General features: G+C 58.2%; 19 protein-coding genes and 2 tRNA genes. 20 read left to right on the top strand and 1 reads right to left on the bottom strand.

Annotated features, from left to right (window positions below; translation table 11 throughout):
• Positions 1-58: 58 nt before the first annotated feature.
• A complete protein-coding gene (locus tag WH367_RS17470) occupies positions 59-832 on the bottom strand; it encodes a DeoR/GlpR family DNA-binding transcription regulator (protein WP_021028305.1) in 774 nt (257 codons plus the stop codon).
• Positions 833-1,188: 356 nt separating this feature from the next.
• On the opposite strand from WH367_RS17470, the gene WH367_RS17465 reads away from it, so the two are divergent.
• The 20 genes from WH367_RS17465 (at position 1,189) to WH367_RS17370 (ending at position 12,301) form a co-directional block, all read left to right on the top strand.
• Positions 1,189-2,787, top strand: coding sequence for a glycerol-3-phosphate dehydrogenase/oxidase (locus tag WH367_RS17465; RefSeq protein WP_312986262.1), 1,599 nt, complete (start codon positions 1,189-1,191; stop codon positions 2,785-2,787).
• 226 nt (positions 2,788-3,013) lie between these two features.
• Positions 3,014-3,382, top strand: coding sequence for a 50S ribosomal protein L14 (gene rplN, locus WH367_RS17460; protein WP_003050500.1), 369 nt, complete (start codon positions 3,014-3,016; stop codon positions 3,380-3,382).
• 12 nt (positions 3,383-3,394) lie between these two features.
• On the top strand, positions 3,395-3,712 hold the full coding sequence (gene rplX, locus WH367_RS17455; RefSeq protein ID WP_021028307.1) for a 50S ribosomal protein L24: 318 nt from the start codon (positions 3,395-3,397) through the stop codon (positions 3,710-3,712).
• A 10-nt stretch (positions 3,713-3,722) separates the two neighbouring features.
• Complete coding sequence (gene rplE / locus WH367_RS17450) at positions 3,723-4,271, top strand: 50S ribosomal protein L5 (RefSeq protein ID WP_021028308.1); 549 nt, start codon at positions 3,723-3,725, stop codon at positions 4,269-4,271.
• 8 nt (positions 4,272-4,279) lie between these two features.
• Positions 4,280-4,585: a 30S ribosomal protein S14 gene (rpsN, locus tag WH367_RS17445; protein WP_021028309.1), complete on the top strand. Its 306-nt coding sequence runs from the start codon at positions 4,280-4,282 to the stop codon at positions 4,583-4,585.
• A gap of 18 nt (positions 4,586-4,603) precedes the next feature.
• Entirely contained in the window at positions 4,604-4,999 is a 396-nt protein-coding gene (rpsH, locus tag WH367_RS17440) for a 30S ribosomal protein S8 (RefSeq protein WP_021028310.1), read from the top strand.
• 26 nt (positions 5,000-5,025) lie between these two features.
• On the top strand, positions 5,026-5,559 hold the full coding sequence (rplF, locus tag WH367_RS17435) for a 50S ribosomal protein L6 (protein ID WP_027011216.1): 534 nt from the start codon (positions 5,026-5,028) through the stop codon (positions 5,557-5,559).
• An 11-nt stretch (positions 5,560-5,570) separates the two neighbouring features.
• On the top strand, positions 5,571-5,936 hold the full coding sequence (gene rplR / locus WH367_RS17430) for a 50S ribosomal protein L18 (RefSeq protein ID WP_021028312.1): 366 nt from the start codon (positions 5,571-5,573) through the stop codon (positions 5,934-5,936).
• 15 nt (positions 5,937-5,951) lie between these two features.
• Positions 5,952-6,470 (top strand): 30S ribosomal protein S5, encoded by a 519-nt coding sequence (gene rpsE, locus WH367_RS17425; RefSeq protein WP_027011217.1) that lies wholly within the window; start codon positions 5,952-5,954, stop codon positions 6,468-6,470.
• A gap of 11 nt (positions 6,471-6,481) precedes the next feature.
• Entirely contained in the window at positions 6,482-6,664 is a 183-nt protein-coding gene (gene rpmD, locus WH367_RS17420; protein WP_021028314.1) for a 50S ribosomal protein L30, read from the top strand.
• 11 nt (positions 6,665-6,675) lie between these two features.
• Complete coding sequence (gene rplO / locus WH367_RS17415; protein WP_027011218.1) at positions 6,676-7,107, top strand: 50S ribosomal protein L15; 432 nt, start codon at positions 6,676-6,678, stop codon at positions 7,105-7,107.
• Positions 7,108-7,128: 21 nt separating this feature from the next.
• Positions 7,129-8,448: a preprotein translocase subunit SecY gene (secY, locus tag WH367_RS17410; RefSeq protein WP_021028316.1), complete on the top strand. Its 1,320-nt coding sequence runs from the start codon at positions 7,129-7,131 to the stop codon at positions 8,446-8,448.
• A 93-nt stretch (positions 8,449-8,541) separates the two neighbouring features.
• On the top strand, positions 8,542-8,655 hold the full coding sequence (gene rpmJ / locus WH367_RS17405) for a 50S ribosomal protein L36 (protein WP_003050535.1): 114 nt from the start codon (positions 8,542-8,544) through the stop codon (positions 8,653-8,655).
• Between the two features lie 22 nt (positions 8,656-8,677).
• Positions 8,678-9,043: a 30S ribosomal protein S13 gene (rpsM, locus tag WH367_RS17400; RefSeq protein WP_021028317.1), complete on the top strand. Its 366-nt coding sequence runs from the start codon at positions 8,678-8,680 to the stop codon at positions 9,041-9,043.
• An 18-nt stretch (positions 9,044-9,061) separates the two neighbouring features.
• Entirely contained in the window at positions 9,062-9,463 is a 402-nt protein-coding gene (rpsK, locus tag WH367_RS17395) for a 30S ribosomal protein S11 (RefSeq protein WP_021028318.1), read from the top strand.
• A gap of 82 nt (positions 9,464-9,545) precedes the next feature.
• On the top strand, positions 9,546-10,169 hold the full coding sequence (gene rpsD, locus WH367_RS17390) for a 30S ribosomal protein S4 (protein WP_021028319.1): 624 nt from the start codon (positions 9,546-9,548) through the stop codon (positions 10,167-10,169).
• Between the two features lie 119 nt (positions 10,170-10,288).
• Positions 10,289-11,284: a DNA-directed RNA polymerase subunit alpha gene (locus WH367_RS17385; RefSeq protein ID WP_021028320.1), complete on the top strand. Its 996-nt coding sequence runs from the start codon at positions 10,289-10,291 to the stop codon at positions 11,282-11,284.
• A gap of 104 nt (positions 11,285-11,388) precedes the next feature.
• On the top strand, positions 11,389-11,775 hold the full coding sequence (rplQ, locus tag WH367_RS17380; RefSeq protein WP_021028321.1) for a 50S ribosomal protein L17: 387 nt from the start codon (positions 11,389-11,391) through the stop codon (positions 11,773-11,775).
• Between the two features lie 166 nt (positions 11,776-11,941).
• Positions 11,942-12,018: transfer RNA gene (locus WH367_RS17375), tRNA-Met, on the top strand.
• Positions 12,019-12,227: 209 nt separating this feature from the next.
• Positions 12,228-12,301 (top strand) — tRNA-Met (locus WH367_RS17370).
• Positions 12,302-12,303 lie beyond the last annotated feature (2 nt).

The following is a 12,303-nucleotide window of genomic DNA, read 5'->3' as shown; positions in this document are numbered from 1 at the left end:
CCGGTCTGAGCCGGTATTCAATCAAGTCAACAAAGGGGCAGGGGGCGGTGCCTGGCCGTCAGGCGACAGTGCAGCGCACATGGGCTTCTTGCAGCAGCCGGGGGAAAGGATCGGGCGGCGGGGCATCGGTAAACAGCCGGTCGATGCGCGAGAGCGGGCCCACCTCGACCATCGCCGGGCGGCCAAACTTGCTGTGGTCGGCCGCCATCCAGACCTCGCGTGCCTGGTCCATGATGGTCTGGGCCACTTTCACTTCGCGGAAGTCATAGTCGCGCAGGCTGCCGTCCGATTCAATGCCGGAAATACCGATGAGCGCAATGTCCACGCGGAACTGGCGGATGAAGTCCACCGCGGCCTCGCCGATGATGCCCCGGTCGCGGCCGCGTACCACGCCGCCAGCGACGATCACTTCGCAATCGGCATTGCTGCTCAAGGTGGCTGCCACGTTGAGGTTGTTGGTGATGATGCGCAGCCCCCGGTGCTGCATCAGCGCGCGGGCAATCGCCTCGGTCGTGGTGCCGATGTTCAGGATCAGCGAGCAGTTGTGCGGCACCTGGGCGGCCACGGCCTGGGCGATGCGGGTCTTGCCGTCGGCATTGAGGGCTTCGCGCTGCTGGTGGGCGAGATTTTCTGTGGTGGAGTTGGGTACGCGCACGCCGCCATGAAAGCGCGTGAGCACCCCGGCTTCGGACAGCCGCTGCACATCGCGGCGCACGGTCTGCAGGGTCACGCCCAGGAAGGCGGCCAGCTCTTCGACGGTGGCCGAGCTGCGGCGCTGCACCTCTTGCAAGAGCAGCAGTTGGCGAGGGTTGCTGTTGTAGAGCTCCGTCATGGCGTGGGTCTGAAACGAATAAAAACGAAAACTCCCGCCAATATAGTGCAAAACGCAACAGTTCGGCGGGGTGCCTGCCGCCCGCCCCCGGGCGCAGCCACCGCAGCAGCCCATGGCTGGCGGCTGGTTTTGTCATCAGATTGGCATGCCAGGCTGGCATGCTGCGCCGCTGAGATCTTGGGGTTCGTCCACAGCAAATTTGCCAATAACGAACAAAAAAGATCAAAAACGAATAAAATTTAGAGACAAAAGCGCAAAAGCGCAAAAGCGAATCTCGCTTCCAGGCTTTGGCACTTTGCGGCGTTCCTGGCCAGACCTGGCGCGCCGCAACCCTCAGACCTTCTTTTCTATTTCGCATGTCCACTGCTGCTGCTCCGCTGTCTGTTCACCGTACTGATTTGCTGGCCCGCCTGGGCGCCACGCCGGTATTTGACCTGGTGGTGGTGGGGGGCGGGGCCACGGGGCTGGGGGTGGCGCTTGATGCGGCCGCGCGCGGTTTCAAGGTGGCGCTGCTTGAAGCGATGGACTTTGCCAAGGGCACCTCGTCGCGCGCCACCAAGCTGGTGCATGGCGGTGTGCGCTACCTGGCGCAGGGCAATATCTCGCTGGTGCGCGAGGCCTTGCATGAGCGCACGACCTTGCTGAACAACGCGCCGCATATCGCCCAGCCGCTGGCCTTTGTGATGCCGTCCTACAAGATGCTGGACACGCCGTTCTATGGCATTGGCCTCAAGATGTACGACGCGCTGGCGGGCAAGGCGGGCCTGGGATCCACGCAGTTTCTGTCGGCCGGCGCCACGCGCCGCCTGCTGCCCACGGTGCAGGACAAGGGTTTGAAGGGCGGCGTCAAATACTGGGACGGCCAGTTCGATGATGCCCGCCTGGCCATCGCGCTGGCCCGCACGGCCGCAGCCAAGGGCGCCTTGCTGGTCAACTACTGCCCGGTGATGGAGCTGATCCAGGAAGAGGGCCGGGTCGCTGGCGTGGTCTGCAAGGATGCCGAGTCCGGCCAGCGCTACACGGTGCGTGCGCGCTGCGTGGTCAACGCCACGGGGCCCTGGGTGGACCACCTGCGCCAGCAGGATGCCGAGATGATGGGCAAGCCCGTCAAGCCCATGGTGGCGCCCAGCCAGGGCGTGCACCTGGTGGTGGACCGCGATTTCCTGCCCTCGGACCATGCCTTGCTGGTGCCCAAGACGGCTGACGGCCGGGTGCTGTTTGCGGTGCCGTGGCTCGGCAAGGTGATTCTGGGCACGACCGACACCCCGCGCCATGACCTGGCGCGCGAACCCCGGCCTTTTGACGAAGAGCTGAAGTTCATCTTGAGCGAGGCGGGCAAGTACCTCAGCCGCGCCCCCACGATGGCCGATGTGCGCAGCATGTGGGCCGGCCTGCGCCCGCTGGTCAAGCCGCAGGATGACGATGGCGAAAACACCAAGGGCATCAGCCGCGAGCACACGGTGCTGACCAGCAAGTCCGGCATGGTGACGGTGACCGGTGGCAAGTGGACCACCTACCGCGCGATGGCAGAAGATGTGCTCAACGCCTGCTTCGATGCCCAGCGCCTGCCGCGCAAGCCCGGTGGCGTGACCGTGAAGCTGCCGCTGGTGGGCACGCCCGCATCGGGCCGCGCCCAGCACAGCATGCACATGGCCCAGGGCATGCACTCCTATGGCAGCGAGGCCGAGTTTGTTGCCACGCTGCCGGGTGCCGATGTCTGGCTGGCCAATGGCCTGAGCGAAGCCATGGTGCGTTTTGCTGCGCGCTATGAATATGCGCGCACCGTCGAAGACGTGCTCGCCCGCCGCAGCCGCCTGCTGTTTTTGGATGCCCGCCTGGCTGCCAAGCTGGCCCCGCGCGTGGCCGAGATCTTGCAGGAAGAATTGGGGTCGGATACGGCCCTGACCGCCTTCCTGGTGCTGGCGCAGCAGTACGCCGGCGAAAAAGTGGCGTAAAAATACAAATTTACCGCTGGTTTGGGTGCGTGCCCTTGACGAGGTGTGCTAGCTCTGACACAATGGAGGGCTTCGCGTTTAATGCGCGAGGTTTCTGCCCAGGAGAAGCATCGTAAATGGTTGCGGTGTGGACGACGGGCCCAAGACTGACTGGCTGCTTGGCTGTCCATGAGGATTAATTCTTATTGGGCTGTCTGGTCTGCTGGTGCAAGTTGGGAATATTGAAATGATCCAGACAGAATCTCGACTCGAGGTTGCCGACAATACCGGCGCGAAGTCTGTCCAGTGCATCAAAGTGCTGGGTGGTTCGCACCGTCGCTATGCGAGCGTTGGTGACATTATCAAGGTGAGCGTGAAAGAAGCTGCTCCACGTGGACGCGTCAAAAAAGGCGAGATCTACAGTGCAGTGGTGGTGCGTACCGCAAAGGGTATTCGCCGTGCTGACGGTTCGCTCGTCAAATTCGATGGCAACGCCGCTGTGTTGCTCAACGCCAAGCTGGAGCCTATCGGCACCCGCATCTTTGGCCCCGTGACCCGTGAACTGCGTACCGAAAAGTTCATGAAGATCGTGTCGCTGGCCCCCGAAGTTCTCTAAAGGAATAGCACTATGAACAAGATTCGCAAGGGCGACGAAGTTATCGTGCTGACCGGCCGTGACAAGGGCAAGCGTGGCACCGTGACCCTGCGTGCGGATGACTCCCACCTGGTGATCGAAGGCATCAACATGGTGAAGAAGCACGTCAAGCCAAACCCCATGAAGGGCACCAACGGCGGTATCGTGGAAAAGGCCATGCCTATCCACCAATCCAACGTGGCTATCTTCAATGCGGCAACCGGCAAGGCTGATCGCGTGGGCATCAAGGTGAACGCCGACGGCGCACGTGTTCGCGTGTTCAAGTCCAATGGCGCTGAAATCGCAGCCTAAGGAGTAAGACATGGCAAACGTTGCACGACTGCAAAAACAATTCCGTGAGCAAATCGCTCCCGAACTGATGAAGAAGTTCGGCTACACCTCCTCGATGGAAGTGCCTCGCCTGACGAAGATCACCCTGAACATGGGTGTGAGCGAAGCCGTCTCCGACAAGAAGGTGATGGACAACGCCGTGGCTGACCTGACCAAGATTGCTGGTCAGAAGCCTGTGGTGACCAAGGCCAAGAAGGCTATCGCTGGTTTCAAGATCCGCGAAGGCCAAGCTATCGGCTGCATGGTGACCCTGCGTGGCGTTCAGATGTATGAATTTCTGGACCGTTTCGTCACCGTGGCTCTGCCCCGCGTGCGTGACTTCCGTGGTATTTCTGGCCGCGCCTTTGATGGCCGTGGCAACTACAACATCGGCGTCAAAGAACAAATCATCTTCCCTGAAATTGAGTACGACAAAGTCGACGCACTGCGTGGTCTCAATATCAGCATTACGACGACTGCGAAGAATGACGACGAGTGCAAGGCACTGTTGCAGGCTTTCCGCTTCCCGTTCAAGAACTGAGGTGATGCATGGCTAAACAAGCACTGATCCAACGCGAACTGAAGCGTGAAAAGCTGGCTGCCAAGTACGCAGCCAAGTATGCAGAACTGAAGGCCATCGCCGGTGACGCTAAGCGTTCCGACGAAGAGCGTGATGCAGCCCGTCTGGGCCTGCAAAAGCTGCCTCGCAATGCAAACCCCACTCGTCAACGTGCACGTTGCGAAATCACGGGTCGTCCCCGTGGCACTTTCCGTCAATTCGGTCTGGGCCGCGCCAAGATTCGTGAACTGGCATTCGTCGGCGCCATCCCTGGCGTGACCAAGGCCAGCTGGTAAGCAGTCAGGAGATTAAACATGAGCATGAGTGATCCAATCGCTGACTTGCTGACCCGTATCCGTAACGCACAAATGGTGTCCAAAGCCACCGTGCTGGTTCCTTCCTCCAAAGTGAAGGTTGCCATTGCACAGGTTTTGAAGGACGAGGGTTACATCGATGGCTTCGAAGTGAAGACCGAAGATGGCAAGTCTGAACTCGCAATTACCTTGAAGTACTACGCCGGTCGCCCAGTGATCGAGCGTATCGAGCGCGTAAGCCGTCCTGGCCTGCGTGTGTACAAGGGCTGCACTGCAATTCCTCAAGTCCAAAACGGCCTGGGTGTTGCAATCGTGACCACGCCTAAGGGTGTGATGACCGATCGTAAAGCGCGCGCTGCCGGTGTCGGCGGTGAAGTGCTTTGCTATGTGGCTTAACGCGGCATTGAAGGAGAAATACTGACATGTCCCGTGTAGCAAAAATGCCTGTGAGCATCCCCCAAGGTGTGGATGTCTCCATCAAGGAAGACCAAATCAGCGTCAAGGGCGCAGGCGGCACGCTGCTGCTGACCCCTAACGCCCTGGTCAAGGTTTCCAACAACGACGGTAAGCTGGCTTTCGAGCCGGTGAATGACTCCCGTGAAGCCAATGCCATGAGCGGCACCATGCGTCAGCTGGTGAACAACATGGTGGTTGGTGTGAGCAAGGGCTTCGAGAAGAAGCTGTCTCTCGTCGGCGTGGGTTACAAGGCCGCTGCTTCTGGCAGCAAGCTGAACCTGAGCGTTGGTTATTCCCACCCAGTCAACTTTGAAATGCCTGCTGGCATCACCGTGGCCACCCCTACCCCTACGGAAGTGGTGATCAAGGGTGCTGACCGCCAACGCGTTGGTCAGCTGGCAGCTGAGATTCGTGCCGTTCGTCCTCCCGAGCCTTACAAGGGCAAGGGCATCCGTTATGCGGATGAGAAGGTCACGATCAAAGAGACTAAGAAGAAATAAGGAGCTGCATCATGTTGAACAAGAAACAGCAGCGTCTTCGTCGTTCCCTGCAAACCCGTATCCGCATTGCCAACCAAGGCGTTGCGCGTTTGACGGTGAACCGTACGAACCTCCATATCTATGCCACGATCATTTCCGGCGACGGCACCAAGGTGATTGCAACCGCATCTACGGCAGAAGCCGAAGTGCGCAGCAACCTGGGCGCAGCTGGCAAGGGTGGCAACACCGCCGCAGCTACTCTCATCGGCAAGCGCATCGCTGAAAAGGCGAAGGCAGCTGGCGTTGAGAAGGTTGCATTCGACCGTGCAGGTTTCGCCTACCACGGCCGCGTCAAGGCTCTGGCTGATGCAGCCCGCGAAGCCGGCCTGCAGTTCTAAGCGGAGTGGATAGAAATGGCTAAATTTTCCCCCAAAGTGCAAGACCAGGCGAATGACGACGGTTTGCGCGAAAAAATGATCGCGGTCAACCGCGTCACCAAGGTTGTGAAGGGTGGTCGTATTCTCGGCTTCGCTGCACTGACCGTGGTTGGCGATGGTGACGGCCGCGTTGGCATGGGCAAGGGCAAGTCCAAGGAAGTGCCTGCTGCCGTGCAGAAGGCTATGGAAGAAGCCCGTCGCAACATGATCAAGGTTTCGTTGAAGAACGGCACCCTGCATCACAAAGTGATGGGTCACCATGGCGCTGCCAACGTGATGTTGGCTCCTGCCCCCAAGGGTACCGGTATCATCGCCGGCGGCCCCATGCGCGCCGTCTTCGAAGTTCTGGGTATCACCGATATCGTGGCCAAGAGCCATGGTTCGTCGAATCCCTACAACATGGTTCGCGCCACTTTCGACGCTTTGAACAACTCCACGACCCCTGCGGAAGTGGCTGCAAAGCGTGGCAAGTCGGTTGAAGACCTGTTCGTCTGATCGGAGTCACTATGACAACGCAACAAACTGTGAAGGTCCAACTGGTGCGTAGCCCGATTGGTACCAAAGAAGACCACCGCGCCACCGTGCGTGGTCTGGGTCTGCGCAAGCTGAACAGCATCAGCGAACTGAAGGACACCCCCGAAGTGCGCGGTATGATTAACAAGATCGCCTACCTGGTGAAGGTTCTCTGAAAGGATTGATGATGGAACTCAATAGCATCAAGCCTGCAGCAGGTGCCAAGCACGCCAAGCGTCGCGTGGGTCGCGGTATCGGTTCGGGTCTGGGTAAGACCGCCGGCCGTGGTCACAAGGGTCAAAAGTCGCGTTCGGGTGGCTACCACAAGGTAGGCTTCGAAGGCGGTCAAATGCCTTTGCAGCGTCGCCTGCCCAAGCGCGGTTTCAAGTCCACCACGTTGAAGTTCAACGCCGAAGTCTCCCTGGCTGCTCTCGAGCTGCTGGGCGCTGCGGATGTGGATCTGGCAGTGCTCAAGCAAGCCGGTCTGGTTGGCCAACGCGCCAAGGTCGTCAAGGTGATCAACACCGGTGCTCTGTCCAAGGCTGTCAAGCTGAACGGCATCGGCGCCACCGCTGGTGCCAAGGCTGCGATCGAAGCTGCTGGCGGTAGCGTCGCCTAACCCTTTCTGAAAGATTCATCAGTGGCTACGAACACCGCAACTATTGCAAAGACCGGTAAATACGGCGATCTGCGTCGTCGTTTGGTTTTTCTGTTGCTGGCGCTGATCGTCTACCGCATCGGAGCTCACATTCCGGTGCCTGGTATCGATCCCAACCAGTTGCAGCAGCTGTTCAATAGCCAACAGGGTGGCATTCTCAACCTGTTCAACATGTTCTCGGGCGGAGCGCTCTCGCGCTTCACCGTGTTTGCACTGGGGATCATGCCGTACATCTCGGCATCGATCATCATGCAATTGATGACCTACGTCGTCCCGACATTCGAACAGATGAAGAAGGAAGGCGAAGCCGGCCGTCGCAAGATTACCCAGTACACCCGTTACGGTGCATTGGCGCTTGCGCTGTTCCAGTCGCTCGGCATTGCCGTGGCACTGGAAGGCACTGCCGGTTTGGTCCTCAGCCCTGGTTTCGGGTTCCGTCTTACCGCCGTGGTCAGCTTGACCGCCGGTACGATGTTCCTGATGTGGCTGGGTGAACAGATCACCGAGCGTGGTTTGGGCAACGGGATCTCGATCCTGATTTTCGCCGGTATTGCTGCGGGTCTGCCCAGCTCCATCGGTGGATTGCTCGAATTGGTGCGTACTGGTGCGATGAGCATCATTGCCGCGATCTTCATTGTTCTCGTAGTGGCAGCCGTGACGTACTTCGTCGTGTTTGTCGAGCGTGGACAGCGCAAGATTCTGGTGAACTACGCGCGCCGTCAGGTTGGAAACAAGGTGTATGGTGGTCAGTCTTCGCACTTGCCACTGAAGCTGAACATGGCTGGTGTGATTCCTCCCATCTTCGCTTCGTCGATCATCTTGCTGCCTGCCACTGTTGTGAACTGGTTCAGCGCTGGCGAATCGATGCGTTGGCTCAAGGACATTGCTAGCACGCTGACTCCTGGTCAGCCCATCTATGTGATGTTCTATGCCGCAGCGATCATCTTTTTCTGCTTCTTCTATACGGCCTTGGTTTTCAACAGCCGCGAAACGGCCGATAACCTGAAGAAGAGTGGTGCCTTTATTCCCGGGATTCGACCAGGGGATCAGACAGCACGTTATATTGATAAGATTTTGGTGCGTTTGACGCTTGCGGGTGCTGTTTACATCACCTTCGTGTGTCTGCTGCCAGAGTTCTTGATCCTGAAGTACAACGTTCCGTTCTATTTCGGTGGCACTTCCTTGTTGATCATCGTGGTGGTGACCATGGACTTCATGTCCCAGGTCCAGAACTACATGATGTCTCAGCAGTATGAGTCGCTTCTGAAGAAGGCGAACTTCAAGGCCTCAGCCAAAAACTGAGATCGACAGGAAAGTGTGCCCTCCAGTCTGTTCGGGCTAAATATTTGAAATGCCGTCACAGACTGGAGCGGATGGAAGTTTTAGGAGAATGAAATGAGAGTTTCAGCTTCGGTAAAGAAGATTTGCCGTAACTGCAAGATCATCCGTCGCAAGGGTGTCGTACGCGTGATCTGCACCGACCAGCGCCATAAGCAGCGCCAAGGTTAATCTAAAGTATTAGAGGACACAAATGGCACGTATTGCTGGTATTAACATCCCTCCGCACAAGCATGCGGAGATCGGCCTGACCGCTATCTATGGCATCGGTCGCACCACCGCTCGCAAGATCTGCGAAGCCGCTGGTATCGACTACGCCAAGAAAGTCAAGGACTTCACGGACGCTGATCTGGAAAAGATCCGCGACGCAATCGCTCACCTGACCCTGGAAGGTGACCTGCGCCGTGAAACCACGATGAACATCAAGCGTTTGATGGACATCGGCTGCTACCGCGGTTTCCGTCATCGTCGTGGTCTGCCCATGCGTGGTCAGCGTACCCGCACCAATGCCCGTACCCGCAAGGGTCCGCGCAAAGGCGCAGCGGCTTTGAAGAAATAAAGAGATTGAAGGTACACAATGGCTAAGTCTCAGAACAACGCAGCTGCACGTGTACGTAAGAAAGTTCGCAAGAACATTTCTGACGGCATTGCACACGTTCACGCTTCGTTCAACAACACCATCATCACGATCACCGACCGCCAAGGCAACTCGTTGTCTTGGGCTTCGTCGGGTGGCCAGGGTTTCAAGGGCTCGCGTAAGTCGACGCCTTTCGCAGCCCAGGTTGCTTCCGAAGTGGCCGGCCGTGCTGCCATGGAACAGGGCATCAAGAACCTGGACGTCGAGATCAAGGGCCCAGGCCCAGGTCGCGAGTCTTCGGTGCGTGCTCTGGGTGCACTGGGCATCCGCATCACGTCGATCTCCGACGTGACGCCAGTCCCGCACAACGGCTGCCGCCCTCAAAAGCGTCGTCGTATCTAACTCACCATAAGCCCACCGCCGCCAGTGCATGGTGCACTGGCGGCTCCCGCATTTATGCGGTAGCTGAAAAAAGGATATTCAAGTGGCACGTTTTATTGGCCCTAAGGGCAAACTTTCCCGCCGCGAAGGCGTAGACCTGTTCCTGAAGAGCGCACGTCGCTCGATCGCGGACAAGGTCAAGCTGGACACCAAGCCAGGTCAACACGGCCGTACCTCCGGCACGCGTACCTCGGACTACGGTCTGCAACTGCGTGAAAAGCAAAAGGTCAAGCGCACCTACGGTGTGCTGGAGAAGCAATTCCGCCGTTACTTCGCTGAAGCTGATCGTCGCCGTGGCAACACCGGCGCGAACCTGCTGAGCCTGCTGGAAAGCCGTCTGGACAACGTGGTGTACCGCATGGGCTTTGGCTCGACACGCTCCGAAGCGCGTCAGCTGGTGTCCCACAAGGCCATCACCGTGAACGGTCAATCGGTCAACATTCCTTCCTACTCCGTGAAGGAAGGCGACGTGGTGGCTGTGCGCGAAAAGTCGAAGAAGCAAGCCCGTATCGTTGAGTCGCTGCAACTGGCCGGTCAAGTGGGCTTCCCCGCTTGGGTGGACGTGTCGGCTGACAAGGCTGAAGGCGTCTTCAAGAAGTCTCCAGACCGCGATGAATTCGGTGCTGACATCAACGAATCGCTGATCGTCGAATTGTATTCTCGTTAATTTCACGGTCGTTTTCGACTGCGAAAGTGTATCCGTCCCAGAACCGCGAGGCATCGCGGTTCTGGTGCTTCACCAGCCTTACCGGTGTAACGAGCCGGGGGTATTGAGAGGAAGTTTGCATGCAGACCAATTTGCTGAAACCCAAGACAATTAACGTAGAACAGCTGGGCCACAATCGCGCCAAGGTAGAGCTGGAGCCGTTTGAACGCGGCTACGGGCACACGCTGGGCAATGCGCTGCGTCGTGTTCTGCTGTCCTCGATGGTGGGTTATGCAGCGACGGAAGTGACCATTGCAGGTGTGCTGCACGAGTACTCGTCTATCGACGGCGTCCAGGAAGATGTGGTCAACATCTTGCTGAACCTCAAGGGCGTGGTGTTCAAGCTCCACAACCGTGACGAAGTGACGCTGAGCCTGCGCAAGGATGGCGAAGGCGTGGTGACGGCTGCTGACATTCAGACGCCTCACGATGTAGAAATCATCAACCCTGATCATGTCATCGCCAACCTGTCGCAAGGCGGCAAGCTGGACATGCAGATCAAGGTGGAAAAAGGCCGTGGCTATGTGCCCGGTAACGTGCGCCGCTACGGTGACGAGTCGACCAAGTCGATCGGCCGCATTGTGCTGGATGCATCGTTCTCGCCGATCAAGCGCGTCAGCTACACGGTCGAATCCGCCCGTGTGGAGCAGCGTACCGATCTGGACAAGCTGGTTCTCGAGATCGAAACCAACGGCGCCATCGCTGCAGAAGATGCAGTGCGCTCGTCGGCCAAGATCCTGGTGGAACAGCTCGCCGTGTTTGCGCAGCTCGAAGGCGGCGCATTGGATGTGTTCGACCAGCCAGGTGGCCAGGCGCGCAACAACGCCACGTTCGATCCGATCCTGCTGCGTCCTGTGGACGAGCTGGAGCTGACCGTGCGTTCCGCCAACTGCTTGAAGGCCGAGAACATCTACTACATCGGTGACCTGATCCAGCGCACCGAAAATGAGTTGCTCAAGACCCCGAATCTGGGTCGCAAGTCGCTCAACGAGATCAAGGAAGTGTTGGCTTCCCGTGGTCTGACCCTGGGTATGAAGCTTGAAAACTGGCCACCAGCCGGTTTGGAAAAGCGTTAAGTTATAATGGAGAGCTCTCCCAATGGTGGGAGAGCTCAATCGTAGTGCGTCGAACAGTACCTGATACGGCTGTTTGATTGAATCAATCTAAAAGGAAAAGCACCATGCGTCACGGACACGGCCTCCGCAAACTGAACCGCACCTCGTCTCACCGTAAGGCGATGCTGCAAAACATGATGAATTCGCTCATCGAGCACGAAGCCATCAAGACCACCGTTCCTAAAGCCAAGGAACTGCGCAAGGTGATCGAGCCCATGATCACGCTGGCCAAGGTGGACACCGTGGCTAACCGCCGTCTGGCTTTTGACCGTCTGCGCAGCCGCGACAGCGTCACCAAGCTGTTCAACGTGCTGGGTCCTCGCTCGGCCAACCGTCCAGGCGGCTACACCCGTATCCTGAAGATGGGTTTCCGCGTGGGCGACAACGCGCCTATGGCCTATGTTGAACTGGTGGACCGCGCTGAAGAAGCCGGTGATGCCGCAGCAGAATAAGCCCTCTGCAGGTTCTGACTGAAAAAGCCCACTCCGGTGGGCTTTTTCTTTGGCGCCGCGCGTTTTCCGGCCGCTCCAGGCTGCGCTGGAGGCCCATCTGCACAAATAGTTTTCCAAATGATGACAAAGCGCTTCGTATTAAGGAAAACCCGAGCTATAATGCAAGTGCGCGATGGAGCAGTCTGGTAGCTCGTTGGGCTCATAACCCAAAGGTCGGAGGTTCAAATCCTTCTCGCGCAACCAGAACACCAAAAGCCAGCTTTCGAGCTGGCTTTTTTGTGCCCGGCTGCCGGGCAGCACCGTTGCGGGCCGGGCTGGTCAGCCGGAAAAGTGGGCCGCTAAGGCCGCCGCTTTGACCCCGCCAAGATTGCTATAAAAGTCGAAGCGCAAAAAATATACGCTAAAAGCGCATTCGGCCAAAATGCAGTACCAAAGTCGCGCTATAATTGCGGTGCGCGATGGAGCAGTCTGGTAGCTCGTTGGGCTCATAACCCAAAGGTCGGAGGTTCAAATCCTTCTCGCGCAACC

This window comes from Comamonas sp. MYb21 (assembly GCF_037479395.1).
GTDB lineage: Bacteria > Pseudomonadota > Gammaproteobacteria > Burkholderiales > Burkholderiaceae_C > Comamonas.
This window is presented reverse-complemented; position numbering and strand designations above follow the sequence as displayed.

What these genes read in the sequence shown, in the direction of transcription:
- rplN (WP_003050500.1), top strand. Translation starts at nt 3,014, where the DNA reads ATGATCCAGACAGAATCTCGACTCGAGGTTGCCGACAATACCGGCGCG.
- rpmJ (WP_003050535.1), top strand. Translation starts at nt 8,542, where the DNA reads ATGAGAGTTTCAGCTTCGGTAAAGAAGATTTGCCGTAACTGCAAGATC.
- rplX (WP_021028307.1), top strand. Translation starts at nt 3,395, where the DNA reads ATGAACAAGATTCGCAAGGGCGACGAAGTTATCGTGCTGACCGGCCGT.
- rpsK (WP_021028318.1), top strand. Translation starts at nt 9,062, where the DNA reads ATGGCTAAGTCTCAGAACAACGCAGCTGCACGTGTACGTAAGAAAGTT.
- rpsN (WP_021028309.1), top strand. Translation starts at nt 4,280, where the DNA reads ATGGCTAAACAAGCACTGATCCAACGCGAACTGAAGCGTGAAAAGCTG.
- rpmD (WP_021028314.1), top strand. Translation starts at nt 6,482, where the DNA reads ATGACAACGCAACAAACTGTGAAGGTCCAACTGGTGCGTAGCCCGATT.
- rpsM (WP_021028317.1), top strand. Translation starts at nt 8,678, where the DNA reads ATGGCACGTATTGCTGGTATTAACATCCCTCCGCACAAGCATGCGGAG.
- rplO (WP_027011218.1), top strand. Translation starts at nt 6,676, where the DNA reads ATGGAACTCAATAGCATCAAGCCTGCAGCAGGTGCCAAGCACGCCAAG.
- rplE (WP_021028308.1), top strand. Translation starts at nt 3,723, where the DNA reads ATGGCAAACGTTGCACGACTGCAAAAACAATTCCGTGAGCAAATCGCT.
- rplF (WP_027011216.1), top strand. Translation starts at nt 5,026, where the DNA reads ATGTCCCGTGTAGCAAAAATGCCTGTGAGCATCCCCCAAGGTGTGGAT.
- WH367_RS17465 (WP_312986262.1), top strand. Translation starts at nt 1,189, where the DNA reads ATGTCCACTGCTGCTGCTCCGCTGTCTGTTCACCGTACTGATTTGCTG.
- rpsH (WP_021028310.1), top strand. Translation starts at nt 4,604, where the DNA reads ATGAGCATGAGTGATCCAATCGCTGACTTGCTGACCCGTATCCGTAAC.
- WH367_RS17470 (WP_021028305.1), bottom strand. Translation starts at nt 832, where the DNA reads ATGACGGAGCTCTACAACAGCAACCCTCGCCAACTGCTGCTCTTGCAA.
- rplQ (WP_021028321.1), top strand. Translation starts at nt 11,389, where the DNA reads ATGCGTCACGGACACGGCCTCCGCAAACTGAACCGCACCTCGTCTCAC.
- WH367_RS17385 (WP_021028320.1), top strand. Translation starts at nt 10,289, where the DNA reads ATGCAGACCAATTTGCTGAAACCCAAGACAATTAACGTAGAACAGCTG.
- rpsE (WP_027011217.1), top strand. Translation starts at nt 5,952, where the DNA reads ATGGCTAAATTTTCCCCCAAAGTGCAAGACCAGGCGAATGACGACGGT.
- rplR (WP_021028312.1), top strand. Translation starts at nt 5,571, where the DNA reads ATGTTGAACAAGAAACAGCAGCGTCTTCGTCGTTCCCTGCAAACCCGT.